At 49.9% G+C, this 24,751-nt stretch carries 26 protein-coding genes; 6 read left to right on the forward strand and 20 right to left on the reverse strand.

Annotation, left to right across the window (positions count from 1 at the left end; translation table 11 throughout):
- Window positions 1-32: 32 nt before the first annotated feature.
- The 18 genes from atpE to prfA form a co-directional block, all read right to left on the reverse strand.
- A complete protein-coding gene (gene atpE / locus A0126_RS13100; RefSeq protein WP_012371545.1) occupies window positions 33-245 on the reverse strand; it encodes a F0F1 ATP synthase subunit C in 213 nt (70 codons plus the stop codon).
- Between the two features lie 75 nt (window positions 246-320).
- Window positions 321-1,064: a F0F1 ATP synthase subunit A gene (gene atpB / locus A0126_RS13105; protein ID WP_088837970.1), complete on the reverse strand. Its 744-nt coding sequence runs from the start codon at window positions 1,062-1,064 to the stop codon at window positions 321-323.
- Between the two features lie 8 nt (window positions 1,065-1,072).
- Window positions 1,073-1,459: an ATP synthase subunit I gene (locus A0126_RS13110; protein WP_088837971.1), complete on the reverse strand. Its 387-nt coding sequence runs from the start codon at window positions 1,457-1,459 to the stop codon at window positions 1,073-1,075.
- On the reverse strand, window positions 1,456-1,674 hold the full coding sequence (locus A0126_RS13115) for an AtpZ/AtpI family protein (protein WP_014971404.1): 219 nt from the start codon (window positions 1,672-1,674) through the stop codon (window positions 1,456-1,458). Before A0126_RS13115 ends, A0126_RS13110 begins: the two co-directional genes overlap by 4 nt.
- Window positions 1,675-2,803: 1,129 nt before the next feature.
- Window positions 2,804-3,943: a non-hydrolyzing UDP-N-acetylglucosamine 2-epimerase gene (wecB, locus tag A0126_RS13120; protein ID WP_204251406.1), complete on the reverse strand. Its 1,140-nt coding sequence runs from the start codon at window positions 3,941-3,943 to the stop codon at window positions 2,804-2,806.
- 104 nt (window positions 3,944-4,047) lie between these two features.
- Complete coding sequence (gene upp / locus A0126_RS13125; protein ID WP_029331752.1) at window positions 4,048-4,677, reverse strand: uracil phosphoribosyltransferase; 630 nt, start codon at window positions 4,675-4,677, stop codon at window positions 4,048-4,050.
- 75 nt (window positions 4,678-4,752) lie between these two features.
- Window positions 4,753-5,730 (reverse strand): hypothetical protein, encoded by a 978-nt coding sequence (locus A0126_RS13130; RefSeq protein WP_088837973.1) that lies wholly within the window; start codon window positions 5,728-5,730, stop codon window positions 4,753-4,755.
- A 132-nt stretch (window positions 5,731-5,862) separates the two neighbouring features.
- Window positions 5,863-6,507: an ABC transporter ATP-binding protein gene (locus tag A0126_RS13135; protein WP_088837974.1), complete on the reverse strand. Its 645-nt coding sequence runs from the start codon at window positions 6,505-6,507 to the stop codon at window positions 5,863-5,865.
- Entirely contained in the window at window positions 6,504-7,535 is a 1,032-nt protein-coding gene (locus A0126_RS13140; RefSeq protein WP_088837975.1) for an ABC transporter permease, read from the reverse strand. Before A0126_RS13140 ends, A0126_RS13135 begins: the two co-directional genes overlap by 4 nt.
- Window positions 7,536-7,605: 70 nt before the next feature.
- Window positions 7,606-8,976, reverse strand: a complete 1,371-nt coding sequence (locus tag A0126_RS13145; RefSeq protein ID WP_088837976.1) for a sensor histidine kinase — start codon at window positions 8,974-8,976, stop codon at window positions 7,606-7,608.
- Window positions 8,973-9,641 carry a response regulator transcription factor gene (locus tag A0126_RS13150; protein ID WP_088837977.1) on the reverse strand — a complete coding sequence of 223 codons (669 nt, stop codon included), beginning with the start codon at window positions 9,639-9,641 and terminating at the stop codon, window positions 8,973-8,975. The genes A0126_RS13145 and A0126_RS13150 overlap by 4 nt, the downstream gene beginning before the upstream one ends.
- 112 nt (window positions 9,642-9,753) lie before the next feature.
- Complete coding sequence (gene glyA / locus A0126_RS13155) at window positions 9,754-11,013, reverse strand: serine hydroxymethyltransferase (RefSeq protein ID WP_088837978.1); 1,260 nt, start codon at window positions 11,011-11,013, stop codon at window positions 9,754-9,756.
- Window positions 11,014-11,124: 111 nt separating this feature from the next.
- On the reverse strand, window positions 11,125-11,664 hold the full coding sequence (locus A0126_RS13160) for a TIGR01440 family protein (protein WP_029331762.1): 540 nt from the start codon (window positions 11,662-11,664) through the stop codon (window positions 11,125-11,127).
- Window positions 11,665-12,105 carry a ribose 5-phosphate isomerase B gene (rpiB, locus tag A0126_RS13165; RefSeq protein ID WP_029331763.1) on the reverse strand — a complete coding sequence of 147 codons (441 nt, stop codon included), beginning with the start codon at window positions 12,103-12,105 and terminating at the stop codon, window positions 11,665-11,667. It lies immediately after the preceding gene.
- Between the two features lie 5 nt (window positions 12,106-12,110).
- Entirely contained in the window at window positions 12,111-12,626 is a 516-nt protein-coding gene (locus A0126_RS13170; protein ID WP_029331765.1) for a low molecular weight protein arginine phosphatase, read from the reverse strand.
- Window positions 12,627-12,643: 17 nt separating this feature from the next.
- Complete coding sequence (locus A0126_RS13175; protein ID WP_088837979.1) at window positions 12,644-13,642, reverse strand: L-threonylcarbamoyladenylate synthase; 999 nt, start codon at window positions 13,640-13,642, stop codon at window positions 12,644-12,646.
- Entirely contained in the window at window positions 13,639-14,487 is an 849-nt protein-coding gene (prmC, locus tag A0126_RS13180) for a peptide chain release factor N(5)-glutamine methyltransferase (RefSeq protein WP_088837980.1), read from the reverse strand. The genes A0126_RS13175 and prmC overlap by 4 nt, the downstream gene beginning before the upstream one ends.
- Window positions 14,487-15,545, reverse strand: a complete 1,059-nt coding sequence (gene prfA / locus A0126_RS13185; protein WP_029331769.1) for a peptide chain release factor 1 — start codon at window positions 15,543-15,545, stop codon at window positions 14,487-14,489. The genes prmC and prfA overlap by 1 nt, the downstream gene beginning before the upstream one ends.
- A 177-nt stretch (window positions 15,546-15,722) precedes the next feature.
- On the opposite strand from prfA, the gene A0126_RS13190 reads away from it, so the two are divergent.
- The 6 genes from A0126_RS13190 to treC all read left to right on the forward strand — a co-directional run bounded on the left by A0126_RS13190 (window position 15,723) and on the right by treC (window position 22,245).
- Window positions 15,723-16,091 (forward strand): GntR family transcriptional regulator, encoded by a 369-nt coding sequence (locus A0126_RS13190; protein ID WP_088837981.1) that lies wholly within the window; start codon window positions 15,723-15,725, stop codon window positions 16,089-16,091.
- Window positions 16,085-16,951: an ATP-binding cassette domain-containing protein gene (locus tag A0126_RS13195; RefSeq protein ID WP_088837982.1), complete on the forward strand. Its 867-nt coding sequence runs from the start codon at window positions 16,085-16,087 to the stop codon at window positions 16,949-16,951. Before A0126_RS13190 ends, A0126_RS13195 begins: the two co-directional genes overlap by 7 nt.
- The gene (locus A0126_RS13200; protein ID WP_088837983.1) at window positions 16,944-17,909 is read left to right on the forward strand and encodes a hypothetical protein; all 966 of its coding nucleotides are present in this window, start codon (window positions 16,944-16,946) and stop codon (window positions 17,907-17,909) included. The genes A0126_RS13195 and A0126_RS13200 overlap by 8 nt, the downstream gene beginning before the upstream one ends.
- Before the next feature lie 50 nt (window positions 17,910-17,959).
- Window positions 17,960-18,667: a trehalose operon repressor gene (gene treR, locus A0126_RS13205; protein ID WP_088837984.1), complete on the forward strand. Its 708-nt coding sequence runs from the start codon at window positions 17,960-17,962 to the stop codon at window positions 18,665-18,667.
- A 469-nt stretch (window positions 18,668-19,136) separates the two neighbouring features.
- A complete protein-coding gene (treP, locus tag A0126_RS13210; protein WP_088837985.1) occupies window positions 19,137-20,576 on the forward strand; it encodes a PTS system trehalose-specific EIIBC component in 1,440 nt (479 codons plus the stop codon).
- A 25-nt stretch (window positions 20,577-20,601) separates the two neighbouring features.
- Entirely contained in the window at window positions 20,602-22,245 is a 1,644-nt protein-coding gene (treC, locus tag A0126_RS13215) for an alpha,alpha-phosphotrehalase (protein ID WP_088837986.1), read from the forward strand.
- 197 nt (window positions 22,246-22,442) lie between these two features.
- Here the strand turns inward: treC and A0126_RS13220 are convergent, their stop codons facing one another.
- A complete protein-coding gene (locus A0126_RS13220) occupies window positions 22,443-23,804 on the reverse strand; it encodes an alanine/glycine:cation symporter family protein (protein WP_088837987.1) in 1,362 nt (453 codons plus the stop codon).
- A 163-nt stretch (window positions 23,805-23,967) separates the two neighbouring features.
- The gene (locus A0126_RS13225; RefSeq protein WP_088837988.1) at window positions 23,968-24,732 is read right to left on the reverse strand and encodes a DUF6612 family protein; all 765 of its coding nucleotides are present in this window, start codon (window positions 24,730-24,732) and stop codon (window positions 23,968-23,970) included.
- Window positions 24,733-24,751: the final 19 nt, after the last annotated feature.

Genomic DNA, 24,751 nt, shown 5'->3' on the forward strand with positions numbered 1-24,751 from the left:
CGCCCTATGTAGCTCGTTTCTTAAACTATGGATTAAGAGTTGAGGAGAAGGAAACCGACCGCTACACCGATGATTGGAAGTGCCTCAACAAGACCGATACCGATGAACATTGTTTGACGAAGTTCGTTTTTGAGTTCTGGCTGACGTGCTTGTCCTAATACTGTACCGTTTACGATAAGACCGTTACCGATACCAGCGCCAAGTGCGCCGAGTCCGATGATGATCGCTGTTGCAATAAGTTCCATTATAAATTGCCTCCCTAGATTGTGTTCGAAATTTGGTCGTGCGATTATCGGAAAAGCAGATGCTTTACCTTCGAATTAATGGTCGTGCGCTGCCTTATGTCCGATGTAAACCATCGTCAGGATAAGGAAGATATACGCTTGGATCGCTCCGATGAAGAGTGAGAATCCTTGCCAAATCAGCATTGGAATCGCTGAAAGGATGACACCGACTGGTCCGAGGAATTGGAAATCGTTCGTTCCAGAGATGATTCCGATCGAGAGAATGATTCCGATCATGATTTCACCAGCGAAGATGTTCCCGTAAAGACGAAGACCGAGCGTCAACGTGTTTGCGAATTCTTCAATGATGGTAATAATAAACATCGGCGTCATAAACGTTTTCGCATATGCACCGAAGCCGCGCATTTTCACACCGTAATAATGGCTCATGACCACTACCATAGATGAAAGTGCAAGTGTCACGTACGGATCCGCAGTTGGTGAGTTGAACCAAATGTAGTGACCCGTCACAACGTTAAATGGGAGACCCATTAAGTTGGACACGATGATGAATAGGAACAGTGTCATTCCGAAAGTAAGGAAGCGACCCCCTGTTTTCCAATCCATCGTACTGCTGATGATTCCGCGAACGAATTCGAGGAACCACTCTAGCGTGTTTTGAAAACCGGTTGGCTTCATCGCGAGACGTCGCGTACCGGCCACGGCAATCAGGAAGACGAGAGCAGCTGCTATCAGCACTGTGATCAAGTTCGTCCAGCTACCGTACAGAACGAAGTCGCCCCAGAGTGGGATTTCGTAAAGTGGCATTTCGTGGTTCATTTGACTATTCACCTCTTTTCCCGCTTAAGTTCGTGAGTCAAGAACTCACAAAATTGTATGACGTGGCCGGCGAGAAGGCCTATTACCACCGCAGTTAATGACAATTCGGCTTCGTACTTCAAACCGATCATCACACAAAGTACCGCGACCGCCATGCGTGATACGGTCCCTCGAGACATCGGCTTGCGCCCACGCTCGATTACACGATACATTCGATCGACGCTTAATCGTTGCAGCGTCAAGATCATGAAGCTACCTGCCCCACCTAATGCCAGCCCATAAATCACTGGATCACTCGGATAACCGACAAGTAACAAGACAGCCAGGATTCCATAATAGAGTCCAAACCATCGTAAGTACGCACGATACAACGCATCTTGAAGGATTATGTTCATGTCTTGTCTCCTAACAAGTGCCTGATCATTGCGATCATGCAAAGAATGCCGATGAAAATCCCGATGAACACTGAGAATGTCGCTCCCATCTTTTGCCACCAGTCTTGCTGTTCCCCATAGTTCCCAACAAGGAAGCCGATGACGATTGGTGCGGCAAGTGCCGTCGAAATTTGCGAGGCCATGACCATACTCGTTGCGAGCCCTTTTTGGCGCACTAGAGACGACCCCCTTTTCCCAATTGCAGGTTCTTTTTCTTTCCCACAATTTGCGGATTTTCATACTAGTCAAGAATACAATGAGAACCATTTCATAGTCAAATGAATTCACAAATAAAATAGACCGCTGAAACCATTGTATATCAACGATTGATAAGGTTTTCACAGAGGTACCCCATCCACCTCTTTTCACGAAGATGTGAAGAAAATATGTAGTACTATCAACGTTTAAAGAGATGGTTCACTTGATGAACAAAACCATTGAACAGTAACGTTATATCGCGTTCTGGAATGAGAAACAAGCCGTCTAAAATTGATTTGTGTCGATTTTGTGAAAAAGTATTTTTTGTTCAAGATTGGAAGCGCTTTCGATTCGGGACAGGAAAACCGCTCTGACATCTGTTTGTAACAAAGGATTTAAAGCATTTCCAATTTGTCTGTTGTGTTACTTGTCACAGCTTGAAATGTCATGAATGGATTATAGGTTTTAAGGTCAGCACGGTGATTTAGATTTTACATTTTCTTCACAATCAGGCAGATTGAGGCGTTTGTTTCTTAGTTAAAGATATATTGATGTATGTTTACTCACTGCTTTTTGTTTAGTGATTATCGGATAGACCATTATTGATTATTGAATAGACCTTTCGCTATTTCCTCTCGCTTTCCTTGGGCGGGACGCAAGCCGCGATCCCCCTTCGGGTAACCGGGTCTCGCTTGTCCCTGTCGGAAGCGTTCCGCTTCCTCTTCCCATAGGAGTCGAGAGGAATTGCTCAAGGCGATTCAATTTACAAGTGACTAACAACACTACGCCTTGACCAAAGTTTAGTAGAGCGTAATTGAAAAGGACGTACCCCGGTCGACTCGACTCCTACGGGAAAAGAAACCACAGTTCATCGTGGTTTCGTCAGAGGGAAACAAGACCCGGCTTGGCACACACCATGTACCGAGTCGCGACTTGTCCCTCGCCCGAGGAAAGCGAGGTCGACGGGAACGTCTGAGACAACTTATGGAAGTTAACCTTAAACGGAATCATTAAAAAGGACGCATCCGTTCGTCTTGATTCCCGTGGGAACGGCAAGATATACGGAAACGCCCTAAATAAACATTTTTTGGACTGGATTACTTTATTTTAGATATCCGCATGAAAGGGTTCTGGAGTTTCCCCTTGATTGAAGTGCGCTAAAATCGCTGCTGCAATCCGCTCCGACGCATGACCGTCCCCGTAAGGATTTGAAGCATGCGCCATTTTTGCATAGGCCGCTTCGTCTTCAAGCAACTCGCTCGCCATCCGGTAAATCGTCTCTTCATCTGTTCCGGCAAGTTTCAACGTACCGGCTTTGACTCCTTCCGGACGCTCCGTCGTATCGCGTAACACAAGGACAGGTACGCCGAGCGAGGGTGCTTCTTCCTGTACGCCGCCGGAATCGGTCAGGATTAAATGGGCACGACTGGCAAAGTTATGAAAGTCGAATACATCGAGCGGCGGAATTAACGTGATGCGGTCGTGTCCCCCAAAGATTTCAGCCGCTGTTTCCTGGACGACCGGATTCAAATGGACCGGATAGACGACGTGCACGTCCGGATATGTATCGACGAGTCGACGGATCGCCCGAAACATCTGATGCATCTTCTCTCCGAGGTTTTCTCGCCGGTGTGCCGTCATCAAGATCAGGCGTCGTTTGCCGACTGCCTCGAGCACAGGGTGAACATAATCCGGCTGGACCGTCGTCTGCAGGGCATCGATTGCCGTATTTCCCGTCACATAGACACCAGCATAACGATTTTCAGATGCTAAGTTCGCTGCCGCCTGATCGGTCGGCGCAAAGTGCAGATCTGCGAGTGTCGACGTCAATTGACGATTGACCTCTTCCGGAAACGGTGAGTATTTATTATATGTACGGAGTCCGGCTTCGACGTGTCCGACGGCGATTTGATTGTAGTAGGCAGCAAGACTGCCGACGAACGTCGTCGTCGTGTCGCCATGAACGAGAACGAGATCCGGTTTGACATCCTTCATGACGAGATCAAGTCCTTCGAGACCACGCGTCGTGATGTCGACAAGCGTCTGACGGGGTTGCATGATATTGAGGTCAGAATCCGGTTCAATCTCGAACATCCGTAACACTTGATCAAGCATTTCCCGGTGTTGCGCCGTGATCGTCACATGGACATCGAACGCTGGATTTTGTTTTAAGGCATTGACGAGCGGTGCCATCTTGATGGCTTCCGGTCGTGTTCCAAAGATGGGCATGACTTTGATGGGCATCATTACTTCCTCCTTTTTCTACTTCTTCCATTTAAGCATAGTTGAAAGCTGTCCTGCATCTTACAACAAAAAAAGCAGCCTGCCGGGAGTGGCAGACTGCTTCTGTCTTACTTCGTACCGAACAAACGATCACCGGCATCCCCGAGTCCAGGGACGATATAACCATGATCGTTCAGTTTTTCATCGAGTGCCGCGAGGTAAATATCGACATCCGGATGCTCTTCCTGAACGCGTTTAACGCCTTCAGGTGCTGCACACAGGCAAGCCAGTTTAATGCTTTTCGCGCCTTGTTTCTTTAAAGAGGAGATTGCGTCAGCAGCCGAGCCGCCTGTCGCAAGCATTGGGTCGACGACGACAAAATCACGTTCTGCGACGTCAGTCGGCAACTTGAGGTAGTATTCCGTTGGTTCAAGCGTCTCTGGATCACGGTAAAGACCGATGTGACCGACTTTGACGTTCGGCATCATCCGAAGCATCCCGTCGACCATCCCTAGTCCTGCGCGAAGGATCGGAACGATTCCGAGCTTCTTGCCTTCAATCATCTTCTGCGTCGTTTTCGTGACCGGTGTCTCGATCGCGACTTCTGTGAGTGGAAGGTCACGCGTGATTTCATATGCCATCAATGAAGCCACTTCGTCGACAAGCTCCCGGAATTGTTTCGTCCCCGTTTCGACTTTACGCATGATTGTCATTTTGTGCTGAATCAATGGGTGATCAAATACATGTACTTTACTCATTGTTTGCATCTCCTCTCAATTCTCTTTTCGCATTGTACTCCAAAAAGTGACCGCTTGGGAACTGTTTTTTTGGAATCACTCCTCCCCAAGCGTACTTTTCCCGTCAAGAATCGCTTGCGCCGCATAGGACCATTCATTATCTGGTTGCTTCGCTAATTCTTCTAACGTCGCCTTATAATCGCCGACCTTATTCTTTTGTTCATAGACGGCCTGCATCCATAACACATCACTCATGTAACCGGAATCCGGGAAGTCCTCTCGATACGCGACATAATCCGTTTGTTTCGTTTCACCTAACTTGCCTCCAGCAATCAATTGATAAAAACGTGCCATGCCCTTCGTTGCGTCATCCGTTAACACAGTTCCCGTCAACAAGCGGTTCGCTGACTTATAATCTTTTTCTTGCGTCGCAGCGATCGCCTGTTTCAATGTTTCTTCGGGAGAAAGCGTCTTCTTTGCATCCGTAGTCGCTTTTGGTTTCGCTGTCTCTTTTGGTTTCGTTGTGTCTTTTGATTTCACTGGTGCTTGTTCTGTCAGCTGTTCATTTTTTTCTTTTAATTGCTCGACTTCTTTTTCAAGCGCGGCCAATTTTTGTTCAACGTTCTCTTGATTGGTCACGACCGGCACTTCTTCCGGTTGTGAGAAATCAAGTTGAAAGAGACCGAGAACGGCAAGACCCGCAACAAGCAATCCGCCGAGCATCCACGGATTCGATTGCAGCTGCTTTTTCCACGGTTTGAGCTGCGGATGATTTTGGACAGCTGCCGGGAGCATGGAAAAACGCTTTTTGACGAGTCGCTTCCCGCCCGCTTTTCCGGCGATTGCTAACCGGTACCGCTGGAGCTCCGCCGGAATCCCTTTGTTCTTCCACTGGCTGAACCGCGTGTCCGCTTGTTCATAAAAGCCTGCTTCTTGCATGATGACGATTGCTTTAAAGTCTTCACTGAGTCGTTTATATTCACGTTCTGTTTGACTTTTTTTAGTCAGCCAGTCCGCAATTTGAGTCGTATTGATTGTTTCGAGTTCTGATTGGACCAGTGCTGAAAATTTCATCTGACAGTTTCCACCCTTACCTTATTTTACTAAGGTTAAGTATACCAAAAATCATGGTCGTAAAATATAAGTCTTCTGACGCATGGTGGACAAAACACGGACGCCGCCTCTTGTGTCGAGACGACGTCCGCGTTATTCCACTTCGCTCAAGTAACCATCCTCGATCCGCAGGACACGGTCACAATACTCAAGCATCCGCTCATCATGGGTGATGACGATGACCGTTTTTTGTTCATCATGGGCTTGCTTTTGTAACACTTCCATCACTTGGCGTCCGTTCGTATAATCAAGGCTTGCCGTCGGTTCATCTGCGAGGATGAGTCGCGGCTGATTGACGAGTGCCCGAATGATCGCGACACGCTGTCGTTCTCCACCCGATAAGGCGTGTGGCAAATGGTGTGCACGGTCTTTTAATCCAAAAGCGGCGAGCATCGCGGCGGCGTCAACTTTCCGCCCCGCTTCTTCTGCGACGAGTTCGAGTTGTTCCGCCGCCGTCAGGAACGGAACGAGATGCGATTCCTGAAAGATGAACCCGATCTCTTCGAGGCGCATCTTTCGGCGTGCTTCGTCCGATTGCTGATTGACGTGCTGTTCCCCAAACTGAATGTCTCCCGCTGTCGGTGTTTGCAACAATCCGAGCAGTTGGAGCAACGTACTTTTTCCACTTCCGCTCGGTCCGACTAAGGCAATCAGTTCACCCGCGTTCGCTTCGAATGAAACATCATGGAGCACGGGGACGTCACTGTAAGTCTGTTCGACATGTGTCATCTTAATCATCCTGCCATTCCTCCCATCGCGTCTGCCGGCTCAAGTTTTTTTAAGGCCCGGAGCGGAATCACGGATCCAATTAATGCCGTACCGATCAACAATGCCCCGTAACCGAGACTCGTATCCCACTCAAAACGAAACGGAATGCCGTCCGGTAAGACTTGGCTGACACCGAGCGTCACGCACAGGCTGAAAGCAAGCGACAGGAGCGTCAAGACGAACACCTGCATGACGAGCGCGCTTCCAATCGTCCGTGTCCGAATCCCGATCGCCTTCAAGATGCCCAGTTGCTTCATTTTTTGCATCGTCAAAATATAGAAAAACGCCGTCAAAATCAAGGCGCCGATTACGACAAGCGCCAGCCGCATCATCTGGAATGAATTTTGTTCCGCTGCGTAACCGGGAACCTGCTTGACGATGTCTGCTTTCGTATACGTCGTCAGGTCCGTTTTGAATGAATCCTGACTGACAAATGCCGAGACATAGTTCGTCTGCATCTTCGCTTGCCAGTCGTCCCATGACGCAATCGTCGTCCATAACACAGGCGCATGGCTGTAGCGTCCATCCGTGACGGTACCGACGATCGTAAACGTCATCTTCGTCCGAAAGTCGGTTACTTTGTCGCCGACTGCGGTCCCGGTCTGTTTCGCATAAGCGGTATCGACGAGAACCTCGCCTCGTTTCAACGCTTGCAGTTGCTTTGGACCGTACGCCGTCTCAGCAGGTAACGCAAACACCGTCACATCGTCCTTCGTCCCGTCCTGTTTCTCGAGAACCATATTTTGGACGCCGAGTGCCTCCGTCCCTTTTGGTTGCTCCTGTTCCTCTAAAAATGATCGCGTCAGTTGCCCTTCCGCCTCTTGACTGAGTGCCACCTGCTCAACCGGTAAATTCCGGATGACGGCTCCATTATCGTATGCCAGTCCGTCTGCGAGCCCGGTGATCATTAAAATCAAGACGATGATCAATGTCGTCACGAGCCCCATCAGACCGAAGCGTTTTTTCATCCGGATTAGTTCGCGCCAACCCATTTTCATTTAATATCCCTCCTGTATGTGCGTTACAGGTCTTATCTTACGGATACTATATGAACGGAGCATGAACAACTTACGTCGCTCGTAAAAACGTCAGGATGAACGTCGTCCCCGCGCCGATTTTTGAATCAATCTCGACCGTCCCGTGCAACTGCTTGACGGTCTCGGCGACGATGGCGAGCCCGAGCCCCGTCCCGCGCGAACCGCGTGCCGTGTCGGCTTGATAAAAGCGGTCAAAGGCATGGGCAATCATGTCGTCCGACATACCGGGACCTTCGTCCGTGATGCGGACAGTGACGTGCTCCGCAGTCTGTTCGGCTTCAATCGTAATCATGTCCCCGTCGTTTGAAACATGGAGGGCATTCCGGATGACATTTTGAAAAACATGTTCGAGTGCGGCGGCATCCGCCTCGATCGTCATGTCACTCGCGACATCAACAGCGACAGCGACACCGCGTTCATCGATTTGGTAGGCGAGTGTCGCGAGCGTCGTCCGAATCGCTTGTCCAAGATGGATTGACTCCAGTCGCATCCGACTTCCTTCATCGAGCCGGGCGAGGACCAGCAGTTGCCGGGTCATCTCTGCCATCCGGTCTGCTTCACGCGCAATCGTTGCCAGTTTATCCTGTCCGGCAGGTGCGACATGCGGTTGCAGTTGACCGGCGTACCCTTTAATCGTCGTCAGTGGCGACTGAAACTCGTGCGAGACGTTGGCGACGAACGTTTTGCGCTCAGCATCCGACTTCGCGACTGCTTCCGCCATCTCACCGAACCGCCGTGACAACTCTCCAATCTCATCGCGCGAGGTCGTCGCCACATGAACGGCATAGTCACCGGACGCGACTTGTTTTGTCGCATCCGTCAAGCGTTTAATCGGACGCACGAGATAGCGGATTGAGAAGGCAAGCAACAGAAAACTGATGACGACGAGTAAGCCGAGGAAGGCTCCGACGAACAAATGGAGTTCACGGATTTGTCGGCTCAAATCGGGTCGAATGAAGACGGCGTCGGTCCCGTTTGGCGTTTCGAGCGACGCACCGACTGTATTGACGACTTCATTGTCAAACAGACCGAGTAAAAAGAGATGAAACGGATAGTCCCGCATTCCGTGATAGACTTCCCCGGCGCGGACCCGTTCGATGATCGCCGGTGCCAGTGTTTCGTCGCGGAATGTATTCCCGTGGCGGATAACGGGGCCTGTCTCCGGGACGACATAGAGCTGAAAACCCGTCGCGCTCAACATGTCGTAGAAGGAACCGGTCTGTCCGTCGCCATGCCGTTCATAGTAGGCAAACGATTGATCGACCGCCTCTTCGACCTTTTGACTATAGGAAGACTGCAAGACATTGTAGTAAAACAAGTTGCTGATCAGTAAGGCAATCAAGGCCGACACGAGCAGGACAAGACAGACGAGTCCGACGATTTTCGTATAAAGTGACTTCATCCCTTCGCCTCCAGTCGATAACCGAGACCGCGGACGGTACTGATGTGAATCGCGTCCGTTTGGCGCAAGCGACTGCGCAAGCGTTTGATATGGACGTCAATCGTCCGATCATCACCCATGAAGTCGAGTCCCCAGACCCGTTCAATCAATTCCTCCCGGCTGAAGACACGTCCCGGAAAACTCGCAAGCTGATGTAACAAGTCGAACTCGCGCCTAGGCAACGTCAATTCCGTTTCGCCAAGCATCACCTGTTGACTGCGTTTATCAATCATCAAGTCACCAAACCGGAGAATCGGCAGCGCCGCCTTTTGATAACGCCGGGCGACGGCGTGCAAGCGAAATAATAATTCTTCCGGGTCAAACGGTTTCGTGATGTAGTCGTCGGCACCCGCCGTAAATCCGGCGCGTTTATCTGTCAGTTCCCCGAGCGCCGTCAACAGCAAAATCGGCAGTTCATCTCGTTGCCGGAGCTGCTGACATAGCTCAAGTCCACTCCGCCCGGGGATCATTACGTCGAGAATCGCCGCCTCGAACGTCAGCTCGTCGATCCAGCACGCCGCTTCTTGCCCGTCTGCCGTCGCCCGGACGCGATGCCCGTCTGCTTCGAGCGTCTCGACAATCAGACGTTGAATGTTTTGGTCGTCTTCTACGACTAAAATCTCCATCTTTCGTCCCTCCTATCCGATCGTTTACTCGTCAATCAAAAAAACCACCTCTGACTTCTCAGCGATCGAAAAGAAAGAGGTGGTTCAACAGACGGGTCGGCATGCGTTCCGCTTACCCGCGTTCCGGGTAAAGCGGGAAGCGACCTGTCAATGCAAGGACTTGCTCGTGTGCATTTTTTAATGTGTCGTCGTCTTCCGGGTTTTTGAGGACGAGTTCAATCAATGCCGCAATTTGTTTCATTTCTTCTTCTTTAAAACCACGTGACGTCATCGCTGCCGTCCCGATGCGAATCCCGCTCGTGACGAATGGGCTGGCCGGGTCGAATGGAATCGTGTTTTTGTTGACCGTGATACCCGCTTCATCAAGGGCATGCTCAGCGAGCTTACCTGTGATGCCGAGCGGCTGCAGGTCGACGAGCAACAAGTGGTTGTCCGTGCCGCCTGAAACGATTCGCAGACCACGTGCCGTCAATTCTTCACCGAGTACTTTTGCATTCGTGACGACTTGACCAATGTAGTCTTTGAATTCAGGAGCAAGTGCCTCACCGAACGCGACCGCTTTTGCCGCGATGACGTGCATGAGGGGACCGCCTTGAATACCAGGGAAGATCGATTTATCAATTGCTTTCGCATGTTCTTCTTTACACAGAATCATCCCACCACGTGGGCCGCGGAGCGTCTTGTGCGTCGTCGTCGTGACGAAGTGTGCATGCTCGACCGGGTTCGGGTGAAGACCCGCTGCAACGAGCCCTGCAATGTGCGCCATATCGACCATCAAGTATGCGCCGACGCTGTCTGCGATTTCACGGAAACGTTTGAAGTCGATGACGCGCGGATAAGCCGATGCTCCCGCAACGATCAATTTTGGTTTGTGTTCTTCTGCAAGCTTCGCGACGACATCGTAATCAATCATCTCTGTCTCTTGATCGACACCGTATTCGACGAAGTTGTATTGAACACCGGAGAAATTCACAGGACTACCATGCGTTAAGTGGCCACCGTGTGAGAGGTTCATCCCGAGGACCGTATCGCCCTGGTCAAGAATCGTGAAGTAGACGGCCATGTTCGCTTGTGCGCCCGAGTGCGGTTGAACGTTTGCATGTTCCGCACCGAAGATCGCTTTCGCACGATCACGTGCCAAGTCTTCTGCGAGATCAACGAATTCGCACCCACCGTAATAACGGCGTCCCGGGTAACCTTCTGCATACTTGTTCGTCAGCACGCTACCTTGTGCTTCCATGACAGCTTGCGAGACGAAGTTTTCTGACGCAATCAACTCGATATTATCGCGTTGACGTCCTAGTTCCTTGCGCATTGCCGAAAAGAGTTCCTCATCTTGCTGTTTCAGATACGTAAGCGGTGTTTGTTCCATCTGAATTCCCCCATTCATTTTCGATACGCCTATCTTAACACGAATAATCAGTCCGCGGCACCCACAAAAAGTGCAGAAAAATAGCAAGAGGTATGCAACCCCTTGCACGAATCATTCGTATTTAGCACGCATTCCACCAATTAACTTCGGACGCGTCGTTGCTGCCGTAACATGTGCCTCACCGATTTCCCGGTGCGGAAGGCGGACCGGGATCGCGACCGGCTTCAAGTGCATGCCGATGAACGTGTCTCCGATGTCGATTCCGGCATCTGCTTGAATCGCTTCGACGACGACCGGGGCAGAAAAACGTTCATAGGCGATACTCGCCATCGAACCACCTGCTTCCGGTACCGGGACGACCGTGACCGGTTCCAGTCCGAGTCGTTCAACCGTTTGGCGTTCGAGCGTCAAGGCGCGGTTGATGTGTTCACACCCTTGGAACGCAAGATCGATTTGATGCGAACGACGAAATGTATCGAACACCTCAAACAATGCTTCCGCGACTTCCGGCGAACCCGCTTTTCCGATTTGTTTACCGATGACTTCACTCGTCGAACAACCGATGACGAGCAGCTTCCCTTTGAGGGGGAAGCGCTCATTTAAATCGGTCAACGAGGCTTCAAGATCCTGTTTAATCTGTTCGAGATCCATTTACTTCACCTCATAATCCGAGATTTTGCAGACACGGTTTTCGTGACGTCCACCTTCGAATTCCGTCTCTAACCAAATCTTTGCGATATCAAGCGCAAGGCCCGGTCCGATGACACGTTCGCCCATCGTCAAGATGTTCGAGTTGTTATGCTGACGTGTCGCTTTTGCGCTGAACGTATCATGGACAAGTGCCGCACGAATCCCTTTGACTTTATTCGCTGCGATTCCGATTCCGATTCCTGTTCCGCAAATCAAGATGCCACGATCAAATTCACCGTTCGCGACGGCTTCCGCGACGGGAATCGCGACGTCCGGGTAATCAATCGAGTCAGACGAATACGTACCGAAGTCCGTATAGTCGATCCCGAGTTCCTTTAATAAACCGTTGATTTCTGCTTTGAGTTTAAAGCCACCATGATCTGCACCGATTGCTACTTTCATCTGAACTATTCCCCCGTTTGTCTAGGTTGTTTTTTCGGAAGTTTCCGGTTGTCCGGCGCTTTTCTTCCATTTCCGTTCTGCGTTAATTTTAACACAAGACGGTTGACGAGGGGTTCGAGTTCATTTCGAACTTGGCGATAAACGTTCATCGATCCACCGTACGGATCGTTGATGTCCCGCTCAAGCCCTGTCACATATTCATAGAGGGTGAACGTCCGGTCCTTCAGTTCCGGGTAACGTTCCCCGACTTCTTGTTTATGACTCCGCGTCATCGTCAAGATGATGTCAGACCAGCGTCCGAGAACATCATCGAAAACTTGCGTATAATGCTCGAGTTCAATTCCCCGTTCCCGCAATACTTGGAGTGCGTTCTCTGACGCATCGAAGCCTTGCATCGAACGCAGTCCCGCAGACCGGACATCAAACTCTTGATCTGCGACTTTTGAGCGTAGTAATGCCATCGCCATCGGGCTCCGGCATGTATTTCCAGTACAGATAAACAATACGCGACGTGTGCTCATCTCAGTATCCTCCTTCTTTACGGGCGAATGATCCGACCACCTGCTGCCTTATGGAGCCGATTTCGGACTGCTAGCCCAACCCCTTCTTCTGATAGGTCCCGTACAAAAATCTGATCCACCGTCGTCTGATCAAATCGCCGTAAACAATCGTAAAGACGCTGTGCCGCTGTTTCTGCGGTCGTGCCGAGGAAACAGCGGACATCTGCTTCGACGTCTTCTCCGTCAAAGAGAATGACGCCGGTCTTTTGTCCGGTTTGGCGTGCTTCATCGATGAGCTGCTGCAGGAAAGAGAGGTCGCCCGCCACGACGGACAGTGTTGCTTCCGGTGCGTAGTGCGTGTACTTCATTCCCGGTGCCTTCGGTGTTTTATCTTTCATCGATAAAGCAGGATCGAGTGCCACGGTGCCGATCTCGCCTTCCAGCTGCTCACGTGTGACGCCGCCCGGTCGTAAAATGACCGGAGGTGTCATCGTACAGTCGATGACGGTCGATTCGACACCGATACCGGTTTCTCCCCCATCGACGATTGCTGCGATTCGTCCCGAGAGGTCATAGGCGACATGTGCCGATGACGTCGGAGAAGGTTTTCCGGAACGGTTGGCACTCGGTGCCGCTAACCCTAGTCCTGTCGCTTCAATCAATTGAAGTGCAAGAGGATGGTCCGGCATCCGTAATCCAATCGTATCAAGTCCTGCGGTGACGAGGCTTGAAGCGGTTCCGTTCGATTCTAGAATGATCGTCAAGGCACCTGGCCAAAACGTATCCATCAAACGTTTCGCGACAGCCGGAATATGAGTGACGAACTGCTCTGCCTGTTCGATTGACGCGACATGGACAATCAATGGGTTGTCGGACGGTCGGCCCTTCGCGGCGAAGATTCGCCGAACGGCCGTCTCGCTCGTCGCATCCCCCGCAAGACCATAAACGGTCTCTGTCGGCATCGCGACGACTTCCCCTGCTTTTAATAAGTTTACTGCTACATCCAGTGTCTGTTGATCGATCATTTCCGTCTTCACTCTGTACAATCCTTTCGTTCCGCATACACGATACGGTCTTTACCGTTTATATCTTTTAAAATACCCGTTTCCGCAGTAGGATAACGCTCTTTTAACATCATTTGCACTTCACTTCCTTGATTGTGTCCGATTTCAAACACAATCAAGCGAAAATCGTCCTTTAAAATACGTGTGCTGCCGTCAATCAAGCGACGATAAAAGACGAGACCGTCTTTTCCGCCGAACAGCGCGAGGTGAGGCTCATGGTCAAATACGACGTCACTGAGCAACTCATCTTCTTCAATATAAGGCGGGTTCGAGACGAGGACACGGACCGATTGATCGGCGAGCGGCTCAAGCAGATCCCCTTGTAAAAAAGTTACGTCGCCGCCAAGTGCCGCTTGATTTTTTTTCGCGACCGCAAGTGCGTCTTCTGAAATATCGACCGTCGTGACCGGCTGTCTGAGCTCGAGCGCGAGTGTGACCCCAATCGCTCCGCTTCCCGTTCCGATATCGACGATTTCACCCGGGTGGAATGTCTCCCCGCCTAAACGACGGACGACGAACTCAATCAATTCTTCCGTTTCCGGACGGGGAATCAGGACAGCTGGCGTAACCTGAAAATCGCGTCCATAAAAGGGTTGGTACCCGATCAAATGTTGGACGGGCACACCATTGACGTGTGCCAGTAAGTATTCGCTGAATAACAAGTCATCGTCCGGCGATAATTCGTCCGAAAGTCGCACGAGCAATCCCGTCCGGTCGACTTGTAACACATGCATAAGTAACCATTCGGCACTCGACGCCTCGCGTCCTGCCGCGACTAACATCGTTTGTGCTTGATTCAATCGTTTCGCAATCCGCATCAGTTCGCCGCCTCCGATGCCCGTGCCTGATACTCCATCACGAGCGTGTCGATGACTTCATCCATCTCGCCTTGGAGAATCCGGTCAAGCTTTTGAATCGTCAAGCCGATTCGGTGATCCGTCACCCGGTTTTGAGCGAAGTTATACGTCCGGATCCGCTCGGAACGGTCGCCCGTCCCGACAGCTGATTTGCGTTTTTCATCGTACTCGGCCTGCTGTTCGCGTTGAATTTTATCATAGACGCGTGCTCGTAACACTTTCATTGCTTTTTCTTTATTTTTGATTTGCGATTTCTCATCCTGACAGCTGGCGACGATCCCTGTCGGCACGTGTGTCACGCGGACAGCAGATTGTGTCGTATTGACGGACTGACCGCCGGGACCGCTCGATGTAAACGTATCGACGCGGACATCTTTATCGTGAATTTCGACTTCGACATCTTCTGCTTCCGGCAAGACGGCGACGGTCGCTGTTGATGTATGAATCCGTCCGCCTGACTCTGTCGAAGGCACACGTTGGACGCGATGGGCGCCGTTCTCATATTTCAGTTTCGAGTAAGCACCTGTCCCTTTGACGATGAAGATGATTTCTTTATAGCCGCCGAGTTCCGTGTAGCTCGCATCGATGATTTCGATTTTCCAGGCTTGTTTCTCAGCAAACTTCGAATACATCTTGAAAAGATCAGACGCAAATAAGGCTGCCTCGTCGCCTCCTGCCGCACCACGAATCTCGACGATGACGTTTTTGTCGTCGTTCGGATCCTTCGGTAAGAGTAACGCTTTTAATTTCGTTTCGAGTTCCTTGATTTCCGGCTCCAGGATCGCCACTTCTTCTTTCGCGAGGTCCCGCATCTCGGGATCCGTCAACATTTGACGTGCTTCCTGATAGGCTTCCATCTTATCGCGGTAAACGCGATACGTTTCGACGGTCGGCGCGAGCTGGGATTGCTCCTTTGAGACCTCTCGTAATTGATTCGTATCATTAATGATCGCCGGGTCAGCCAACTGATCATTTAATTTTTCATAACGGTCCTCTAACGCACTTAATCGATCCAACATAATCGGTCATCCTTCCTGACGGTTCTTCTATCGTCAGTATAGCAAATATTTAGAACGTCAGTAGCAAGACCTCCTCGCGACCATCACTTCCGTCGTCAGACCGGTAGTTGACGCCAGACGATCATTTTCCTATAATTAGTGTACTAATTGAATTAATACACTTAAGGAGGTGGAAGGATGTTTACCGTTGATCCGAAAAGTCCGCTCCCGATTTACGAGCAACTGGTCACGCAAATCATCCGCGCGATTGCGCGGGGAATCCTACGGTCGGGCGAACAGATGCCGTCGGTCCGCGATCTTGCGAGCACGTTACTCGTCAATCCAAACACTGTCTCCCGTGCTTATCAGGAACTCGAAAGCCGAGACTTTATCGTGACGATGCGAGGAAAAGGCTCCTTCGTCTCGGATTTGCCGCTTGACCAAGTCAAACAAGCTGCCATTCAAGAGCACATCACGACGCTTTGCCTTGTCGCGAATGAACTATCGATTTCAAACGAAGAACTTTATCAGTTACTCATACAACACAGGGAGGATTCATCATGTTGACCGTGTCACACTTAACAAAACAAATCGATTCGACGATGATTTATGAAAACGCCTCGTTCACATTGCCTGCTGGTACGATCACAGCATTGATTGGACGAAACGGCGCCGGAAAAACGACGTTACTGAAAACACTTGTCGGGGCACTCGAACCCTCGCGCGGGAAAGTCGAATGGAACAACCAGTCAATCCACGACGTCCCGGCAGCACGGAAGCATCTGTTTCTCGTTCCCGATTCCATCGGCGTCTACCGTCAGATGACACTCGGGTCGCTGATTGAGTTTTATCAGGCTTTTTATCCGAACTTCGAACGGACCTACATCGAAAACTACTGTCGCTCGTCGAATCTCGATCGTGGTCGGAAAGTGACGGCGCTCTCGAAAGGACAGGCGCAATTGTTCTTGCTGCAACTCGCCTTTGCGACGAACGCCCCTGTTTTGTTACTCGACGAACCGACAGACGGACTCGACCGGATTAATAAGCGCAACTACTTACAGCAACTGGTCTCTTTACTGACAGAACGTCAGACAGCCGTCTTGATTGCCTCACACCAACTCGAGGAACTCGATACGCTCGCGGACCGCGTGATGACGATCGAACAGCACCTCGTCAAGGAACCGAAGACGCTCGACGATGCAAAAGCGAGCATGCAAAAATGGCAAGTCGTCTACGAGACCGTCCCCGAGTTGAAGCACCATGACATTCATGTCCTGACACAAACCGGACGCGTCGTCACCTTGCTCGTCTTATCGGATGCAGGAAAGCTTTACTTAGAGAAGACGAATCCCTTATTAAAGGACGCCTTACCGGTTCAGATGGAAGACTATTTTTTAGGAACGTTCGGAGGAAATCGTCATGATTAAACAATTGATTCGTTATCATATCAAACAAGGCATTTGGCCGCTCGCGACGTTCTTTTTACTCGCAATCTTCAGCTACGGCTTCAGCAGTTTCTCCGCCATCGAAAATTTCGATACGTATCGTCTTGATGCAAAACCAAATCTCTTGCAAACCGTACTCGTCAGCCCGATTTTCGCCGGTTTCGGAGCGCTTTTGATTGCCGTCTTCGCCATTTTGATGGTTGGTCAAGAACGGGGCAGCGGACGCAGTTTAATCCTCCATGCCTTACCGATTCATAAAAAACATCTATTCTTCATTAAGTTGAGTATCGGGGCCGCCGTATTGATCATCATTCCAATCCTCGGCTTTTTCTCGAGCTGGTTCATCTTACAAGGCATCGGGGGCATTCATCCGTTTGATTACGTCACTTTGAGCGATCTGACATATGACTTTTTTAAATTCTTCATCTTCGATATGACCGTCTTCGCTATTTTCTTGTTCGCAGGAACGATTGCGGGTGATATCATCGGTCAGCTCTTAATCGGGATGTTCCTGTTCTTTTTGAATTACTTCACGTTTTTTGCCATCGCTGCCGTCACGACACTCGGTTTCGGACTTAAGGATGATTTCACATCGTCACTGGATTTTTTGATGACGGTCACAACCCCGTTCCCGTTGTTGTTCCAATCGAATGATTTAACCGGTCCTGCGATTTACAGCGCTGCTTTGACGATCCTGCTTCTCGTCATCAGCCGTCAGCTTTATGTGCGTAGCGAAAACGAGCGACTCGGTCGCTTTACCGTCTTTCCGAAGTCGCATCCGTTTTTCATCATTCTCTTTACGGTCTATACGACGTTCATACTCGCTGCCGTCATCGGCGTCATTTCGTCCGAGAATCAAATCCTGTATTGGCTCGCCGTCTTGATTCTCGCCTGGCCTGCCTTCAGTTCCTACCGCCGGATGATTGGGTGGAGTCGCTGAATCCGTGCTACACTTGTTTCAAATCTTTTAAATAAGGACGGTCTACACCCATGCCAAAATATCTTCAAATTTCCCGACAACTCGCCGCCCGGATTCAGGATGGATCATTACCTGCTGAAACGAAATTACCGTCAGAAACGGAATTGATGGCAGAATTCTCTGCGAGTCGCGGGACGGTCCGTAAGGCAATCGATGCGTTGCTCGAAAAAGGCTTTGTTCGTAAACAACAAGGCAAAGGCGTCTTCGTCTTGAGTCAAGATGCGATCGAGTTTCAGTTCAATGGTATCGTCAGCTTCTCGGAAGCCCATCAAAAAATGGGGCAACACGAAGTTGAAACGGACGTTTTGTCTTGCGACATCATCGATGCGACGGATGAGCTCGCTCAGTTATTCAGTGTAAAAAAAGGAACATCGATCACACGAATCAAACGGATTCGAATCATCGACGGTGAACGCGTCATTTTTGATATCAACCACTTCGTGACAGAACTCGTCCCAGGACTCACTTCAACGGTCGCTTCCGGCTCGATTTATACGTATATCGAACAAACGTTGAACCGGCAAATCAGCTATGCGAAACGAAAAATCGAAGCGCAGCCTGCGACAGCTGAAGATCGGGAACAACTCGACTTAGAAGGGACGACGCATGTCATCGTCATCACGAATGACACGTATTATTATGAAGGACAACATTTCGAACATACGGAATCGCGCCACCGTCTCGATAAATTTCAATTTACGGATATCGCGCGTCGATAGACCGCAAGATGGCCGCTCAAAAGACGATTCGAGACAGATTGCGCTCTAAACCGTTTGCATGCCTGGATTTTCCTCATGGTATGACCTGAAAAGCGTCACGTTTCGTTGACTCCTACGGGAAAAGTGCGTTTTTAACGCACGTTCAGAGGCAGGCAAGACCCTGCTCGTTGTCCGTGAGGATCAAGGAGCAACGGCTTGCGTTTCGCCCGAGGAACACAACGAAAACAGACGCTTGATTTCCCGGTAGCACGTTGTCTACAGTCTTAAACCGCCTCCCGATTTTGTCGGAGAGGCGGTTTTTATCTTGATTCAGAAAGGATTGAAGTCTCCTCTTCTTCAATTCTTTCAAACTTATCTATATAAGTTATTGACTTAACTTATATAGATAAGTTAAGATGAATTTGCGCAGATAAGAAAACGTTTTCATTTCAAGTGATGTCTTCAGTTCAATCCAAAAGGAGAATGAGAGATGAAACCTAATTACCGTCAAATTGCTGAACAACTCATCGAACGAATCGGTGGGAAAGATAATATTGAGCAAGCCGCCCATTGTGTGACGCGGCTCCGCCTGACACTGAAAGATCAAAGCCTCGTCGAACAAGATGCCTTACTCGAAGTCCCGCTCGTCAAAGGGGCATTCCTGAATGCCGGCGTCTATCAAATCGTCATCGGCGCGGGGGATGTCGACCGCGTCTATGCCGAATTCATTCAATTGACCGGATTAAAAGCAACGACCATCGCCGACGTCAAATCGTCCGGTGCTTCCAAGATGAATCCGTTCCAGAAACTGATTAAAGTCTTCTCCGACGTCTTCATGCCAATCATTCCTGCCATCATCGTCGCTGGTCTCTTGATGGGGATCAACAATCTCTTCGGCATCGAGTTCGGCGGAAAAACGATGATTGACCGCTACCCGAACCTCCAGGGGTTATGGGATTTAATCAACATGATGGCGAACACCGCCTTCGTCTTCTTACCGGCACTTGTCGGCTGGTCGGCGACAAAACGGTTTGGCGGAAGTGAAGTCCTCGGGATCGTTATGGGACTGATGCTTGTCCACCCGGACCTCTTAAATGCCTGGAACTATGGACAAAGTGCGTTAAAAGGCGAGATTCCGACATTCAACATACTCGGTCTCTTCGAAATCGAAAAGGTCGGTTACCAAGGTCAAATTCTGCCTGTACTCGCAGCAGCCTATGTCTTAAGTACGATTGAAAAATGGCTCAAGGAACGTGTTCCGAATGCAATCCAACTCCTCGTCGTACCGATAACGACGATTACTTTAACTGGTTTCCTTGCCCTTGCTGTCATCGGTCCCGTCACGCGTCAGCTCGGCGACTGGATCACGATTGGTGTCGTCAATACGTTTGAAGCCGTACCATTGCTTGGTGCCTTGTTGTTCGGTGCCCTCTATGCACCACTCGTCATCACGGGGATGCACCATATGTTCATCGCCGTCGATCTTCAACTGATTGGACAAAGCGGTTCAACCTTCATCTGGCCGATGATCGCCATCTCGAATATCGCTCAAGGATCAGCGACGCTCGCCATGCTCTTCCTCGCGAAAAACGCGAATGATAAAAACATGGCGTCGACGTCCGCGATTTCTGCCTACTTCGGCATTACGGAACCGGCGATGTTCGGTGTCAATTTACGCTTTAAATATCCATTTTATGCAGCACTCGTCGGATCAGCCATCGCTTCTTCCTTCATCGCCGTCAGCGGTGTCTTAGCTCCTGCAATCGGTGTCGGTGGTTTACCTGCCTTCATCTCAATCGTTCCCGGATCGATTTTGTCGTTCATCATCGGTATGGTGATTGCGATTGTTATCCCGGTTGTCTGTACGTTCCTGTTCCATTACGTCTCGACGAAACGCGCACGAAAAGCGGCACTCAAAGATGCTGCGTAACTGTTTTTAGAAAGGTGTGACTTGTATGACGCTCACAACGACCGACTGGCGGAAATCCGCTGTTTATCAAATCTATCCGAAAAGTTTTTACAGCCCGGAAGGAAAAGCGACGGGCACCCTCCGTGGCGTCACGGAAAAACTCGACTATCTCGCGTCACTCGGCATTGATTATTTATGGCTGACACCCGTCTATGCCTCACCACAAAATGACAATGGGTATGATGTCAGCGACTATTATGCGATTGACCCTTCTTACGGGACGATGCAAGACTTCGATGACCTGCTTGCGGAAGCAACGAAACGTGATTTGTCGGTGATGATGGATATCGTCGTCAATCACTGTTCAACGGAGCACGACTGGTTCCAACAAGGACGGAATCCCGACAGTCCGTATCATGATTATTTCATTTGGCGGGATGAACCGACCAACTGGCAGTCGAAGTTCGGTGGTCCGGCCTGGTCGTTTGATGAAGTCGCCGGCAAATATTATCTTCATTTGTTCGATCAAACCCAAGCCGATCTCAACTGGGAAAACCCGCGTCTTCGCGAAGACATCTATCAGATGATGCAGTTTTGGCGCGACAAAGGGGTCCGTGGATTCCGCCTGGATGTCATCAATCTCATCTCGAAGGATCAATCGTTCCCAAATGACCCGACTGGAGACGGCAGAACCTTTTATACGGATGGACCTCGTGTCCATGAGTACCTCCAGGAAATGAATCAACGTGTGTTTGACGGTCATGACTTGATGACGGTCGGTGAGATGTCCTCGACGACACTCAATCATTGCCGGCAGTATTCAAATGTCAGCGAGGAAGAGTTGAAGATGACCTTTAACTTCCACCATTTAAAAGTCGACTATCCGGACGGTCAAAAATGGACAGTCGCGCCATTCGATTTTCTTGAGTTAAAACGGATCCTGTCGGACTGGCAAGTCGGGATGCAGGGAAAAGCGTGGAATGCCATCTTTTGGTGCAACCACGACCAGCCCCGTGTCGTCAGCCGTTTCGGTGATGATACCGTCTACCGCGTCGAAAGCGCGAAGATGCTCGCGACGACGTTACACGGTCTACAAGGCACACCGTATATTTATCAAGGTGAAGAAATCGGGATGACGAATCCGGATTTCACGGATCTTACAGATTATCGTGACGTCGAAACATTGAATCTCTATGAAGAAAAAATTGCTCAGGGCGAAGCATCTGAACAGATTCTTGCGGCAATCCGCCAAAAATCACGCGACAATGCCCGAACACCGATGCAATGGGACTCGACGCTTCACGCCGGTTTTTCAGAAGCAACGCCGTGGATCGACGTCGCTCCGAACTATACTGACATCAATGTCAAAGCTGCCGTCGCTAATCCTGATTCGGTGTTCCACCACTATAAAAAGTTGATTCAATTACGAAAACAATATGACGTGTTGACGAACGGAATGTATCGTCTTCTCACACCGGACGACTTGTCGATTTGGGCGTACGAACGAACGACAGAGGACGAACAGCTGCTCGTCCTCTCGAACTTCTACAGTTCAGAAACGACGTTCACGTTACCAGAGACGATGTCGGACGCCGACGTCTTGATTCAGAACTATCCTGATGTCGCACAAGACGGGCGCAACGTCACATTACGTCCATATGAGTCGGTCATGTTCTACCGGACCACTTAACGATTTGAAATGAATAGAGGGAGGTGGATTTCCAGTGTATGATCCGGAAATCCGCCTCCCTTTCTCTTGTGAACGATAAGAATTTGCATAGAAAAGGCCGATGCTTCCGTAAAAAGTCGGAAGCGTCGGCCGTTTGATGGATTGTGATCTGACTCCTGCGTCGGATTCACCTCCAAAAGAAATGATCGCTTTTGGATTCAGGAGGCGTTTCGATTTGCCTGTTCTTTTTTCAGCTGTTCGCGGAACAACCTCGTCTCGGCAATGACGACGCCGGACAGACCAAGCAGACCAATCAAGTTCGGTATTGCCATCAAACCGTTGAAGACGTCCGAGATGGCCCAAACCATGTTCAAGTTCGTCGTCATCGCGCCCAGTCCGGCGACGAGAACAAATACGACGCGGTACGGCACGATTGATTTTTGACCAAAGAGATAATAAATCGATTTTTCACCATAATACGACCAGCCGAGGACTGTTGAAAAGGCAAACAAGACAAGTCCAATCGTGACGATATACTTTCCGGTCGGACCGAGGAACACTTCAAAACTTGCAGTCGTCAATTCGACTCCTTCTAATCCCGTCCCGATTTTTCCACCCATGACGAGCGTCAATCCTGTCATCGAACAGACGAGAATCGTATCAAGGAAGACTTGTGTCATCGAGACGAGTGCTTGTCGTCCCGGGAAATCGGTTTTCGCAGCCGCCGCCGCGATTGGCGCTGAACCGAGACCCGCCTCATTCGAGAAGACGCCTCGGGCGACACCGTAACGAATCGCCGCCCCGATTGCACCACCCGTAATCGCTTCATTCGAGAATGTGCTGCTGAAAATTGTTGAAAATGCCGCTGGAATCAAGTCGTAGTTCATGATCAGGATCAATAAACCACTTCCGACATAAAAGAAAATCATGAATGGCACGAAAAAGCTGACGACTTTCCCAATCGATTTGACACCACCCAAAATGACGCCACCTGTTGCGACCATTAAGACGATTCCGGTCACGTAGAGCGGTACATCGAACGTTGACTTCATCGCGAGCGCGACCGAGTTCGTTTGAACCCCGTTACCAATCCCGAAAGCGGCAATCGAAGCGAAAGCGGCAAATAAAATCCCGAGCCACTTTTGCTTGAGCCCCCGTTCAAGATAGTACATCGGCCCTCCGGCCATCTGCCCCTTTTCATCGACGACACGGTATTTGACGGCGAGAATCGCCTCCGCATATTTGGTCGCCATGCCGAATAATCCGGATAACCACATCCAGACGATCGCACCTGGTCCCCCAAGGACGACGGCTGTTGCGACACCGACGATATTCCCCGTACCGACCGTTGCTGCCAGTGCGGTCATTAATGCCTGAAAATGACTGATGTCCCCTTCCGATTGTTTCGAGTCCTCTTGTTTCGTAAACGCGAGCTTTAACGCATAAGGAAGTTTTGTAATTTGAATGAATCCTAAACGAATCGTTAAGTAAATGCCTGTTCCGACTAATAGGATCAGTAACGGTGCTCCCCAAACCAAATTTGACACCGAACTTACCCACTCAGTGAATGACGTTCCCATGCTTTTCCCCCCTCTGCAATTCGTATGTAGACTTTCCCATTTTTTCAGAATTGACAGAATACTGTCAACCCTATTTCCTAAGTTCCCCTTTCAGAGATGTTCCACACATGAAAAAAACGCCGACCTCCTCCGGCGTGTCACGTCGGGGAAAATCGGCTGTTCGTCATTGGTTCATATCAGTAATCGATTGGGCCTCTTTTGCCTCTTCCGGCAGCTCAATCGACTCGATGGCATTGAATTTCGAAAACGTGGATTCATTCGTCATCTTAAAGGTCGTGCCTTCTGTGATTTCAAACTCCATCGTCATATCGAGCGTCTTCGGATAATACGTCTTTGCGTCATATGTCATCGTATATTCCATCTTTTTATAATCCACTTGATCCATCATCTCTTTCATCTGCGCCATCTGTCCCGATTGTTCGAGCGCGTCTTTCATGAAGTTTTTCAAGTCGTCCCCCGTCAAGTCCACATCAATTTGATAGAGTTCACCTTTTCTTTCGGCTGTCCAATTGTCTTTATACTTCTTCAACAGTTTCAGGTTTTGATCGGTCGAGACGGATGATTCCATGATGTCATTCATCTCCGAGATGTCTTGGACAAACCATTGCCCGTCCTGTGCGATATACATTTTGTCGTTGAGCATATAGCTCTCTATTTGTACATCCGAGCCATCTTCGACATTCTTCATCTTAATCGTTTGATGCATCGTATAAGGTTTTTGAATGACATCTGCTGCGACTTGCTGACTGACAGGCAGACCGCCGACTTCTGAAAAGATGTCGCTCTCCATATGAAACGACTGAATGTCCTCCTGTGCTGCCGTCGCCTTTTTTAACAGTTCACTATTCGACAGGTCGTCTTGACTGCATCCGGCAAGACCGACCGAAGAAACCATTGCCAGCGAAAAAAACCATCTTCCCTTCTTCATGTGCGTTCCCTCCTCGTTT

The organism is Exiguobacterium sp. N4-1P (genome assembly GCF_002214325.1).

Bases quoted from the DNA above. Each gene is read 5' to 3' on its own strand.
- atpE (WP_012371545.1), bottom strand. From the start codon at position 245: ATGGAACTTATTGCAACAGCGATCATCATCGGACTCGGCGCACTTGGC.
- atpB (WP_088837970.1), bottom strand. From the start codon at position 1,064: ATGAACCACGAAATGCCACTTTACGAAATCCCACTCTGGGGCGACTTC.
- A0126_RS13110 (WP_088837971.1), bottom strand. From the start codon at position 1,459: ATGAACATAATCCTTCAAGATGCGTTGTATCGTGCGTACTTACGATGG.
- wecB (WP_204251406.1), bottom strand. From the start codon at position 3,943: ATGATGCCCATCAAAGTCATGCCCATCTTTGGAACACGACCGGAAGCC.
- upp (WP_029331752.1), bottom strand. From the start codon at position 4,677: ATGAGTAAAGTACATGTATTTGATCACCCATTGATTCAGCACAAAATG.
- A0126_RS13130 (WP_088837973.1), bottom strand. From the start codon at position 5,730: ATGAAATTTTCAGCACTGGTCCAATCAGAACTCGAAACAATCAATACG.
- A0126_RS13135 (WP_088837974.1), bottom strand. From the start codon at position 6,507: ATGATTAAGATGACACATGTCGAACAGACTTACAGTGACGTCCCCGTG.
- A0126_RS13140 (WP_088837975.1), bottom strand. From the start codon at position 7,535: ATGAAAATGGGTTGGCGCGAACTAATCCGGATGAAAAAACGCTTCGGT.
- A0126_RS13145 (WP_088837976.1), bottom strand. From the start codon at position 8,976: ATGAAGTCACTTTATACGAAAATCGTCGGACTCGTCTGTCTTGTCCTG.
- A0126_RS13150 (WP_088837977.1), bottom strand. From the start codon at position 9,641: ATGGAGATTTTAGTCGTAGAAGACGACCAAAACATTCAACGTCTGATT.
- glyA (WP_088837978.1), bottom strand. From the start codon at position 11,013: ATGGAACAAACACCGCTTACGTATCTGAAACAGCAAGATGAGGAACTC.
- A0126_RS13160 (WP_029331762.1), bottom strand. From the start codon at position 11,664: ATGGATCTCGAACAGATTAAACAGGATCTTGAAGCCTCGTTGACCGAT.
- rpiB (WP_029331763.1), bottom strand. From the start codon at position 12,105: ATGAAAGTAGCAATCGGTGCAGATCATGGTGGCTTTAAACTCAAAGCA.
- A0126_RS13170 (WP_029331765.1), bottom strand. From the start codon at position 12,626: ATGAGCACACGTCGCGTATTGTTTATCTGTACTGGAAATACATGCCGG.
- prmC (WP_088837980.1), bottom strand. From the start codon at position 14,487: ATGCGGATTGCGAAACGATTGAATCAAGCACAAACGATGTTAGTCGCG.
- prfA (WP_029331769.1), bottom strand. From the start codon at position 15,545: ATGTTGGATCGATTAAGTGCGTTAGAGGACCGTTATGAAAAATTAAAT.
- A0126_RS13190 (WP_088837981.1), top strand. From the start codon at position 15,723: ATGTTTACCGTTGATCCGAAAAGTCCGCTCCCGATTTACGAGCAACTG.
- A0126_RS13195 (WP_088837982.1), top strand. From the start codon at position 16,085: ATGTTGACCGTGTCACACTTAACAAAACAAATCGATTCGACGATGATT.
- A0126_RS13200 (WP_088837983.1), top strand. From the start codon at position 16,944: ATGATTAAACAATTGATTCGTTATCATATCAAACAAGGCATTTGGCCG.
- treR (WP_088837984.1), top strand. From the start codon at position 17,960: ATGCCAAAATATCTTCAAATTTCCCGACAACTCGCCGCCCGGATTCAG.
- treP (WP_088837985.1), top strand. From the start codon at position 19,137: ATGAAACCTAATTACCGTCAAATTGCTGAACAACTCATCGAACGAATC.
- treC (WP_088837986.1), top strand. From the start codon at position 20,602: ATGACGCTCACAACGACCGACTGGCGGAAATCCGCTGTTTATCAAATC.
- A0126_RS13220 (WP_088837987.1), bottom strand. From the start codon at position 23,804: ATGGGAACGTCATTCACTGAGTGGGTAAGTTCGGTGTCAAATTTGGTT.
- A0126_RS13225 (WP_088837988.1), bottom strand. From the start codon at position 24,732: ATGAAGAAGGGAAGATGGTTTTTTTCGCTGGCAATGGTTTCTTCGGTC.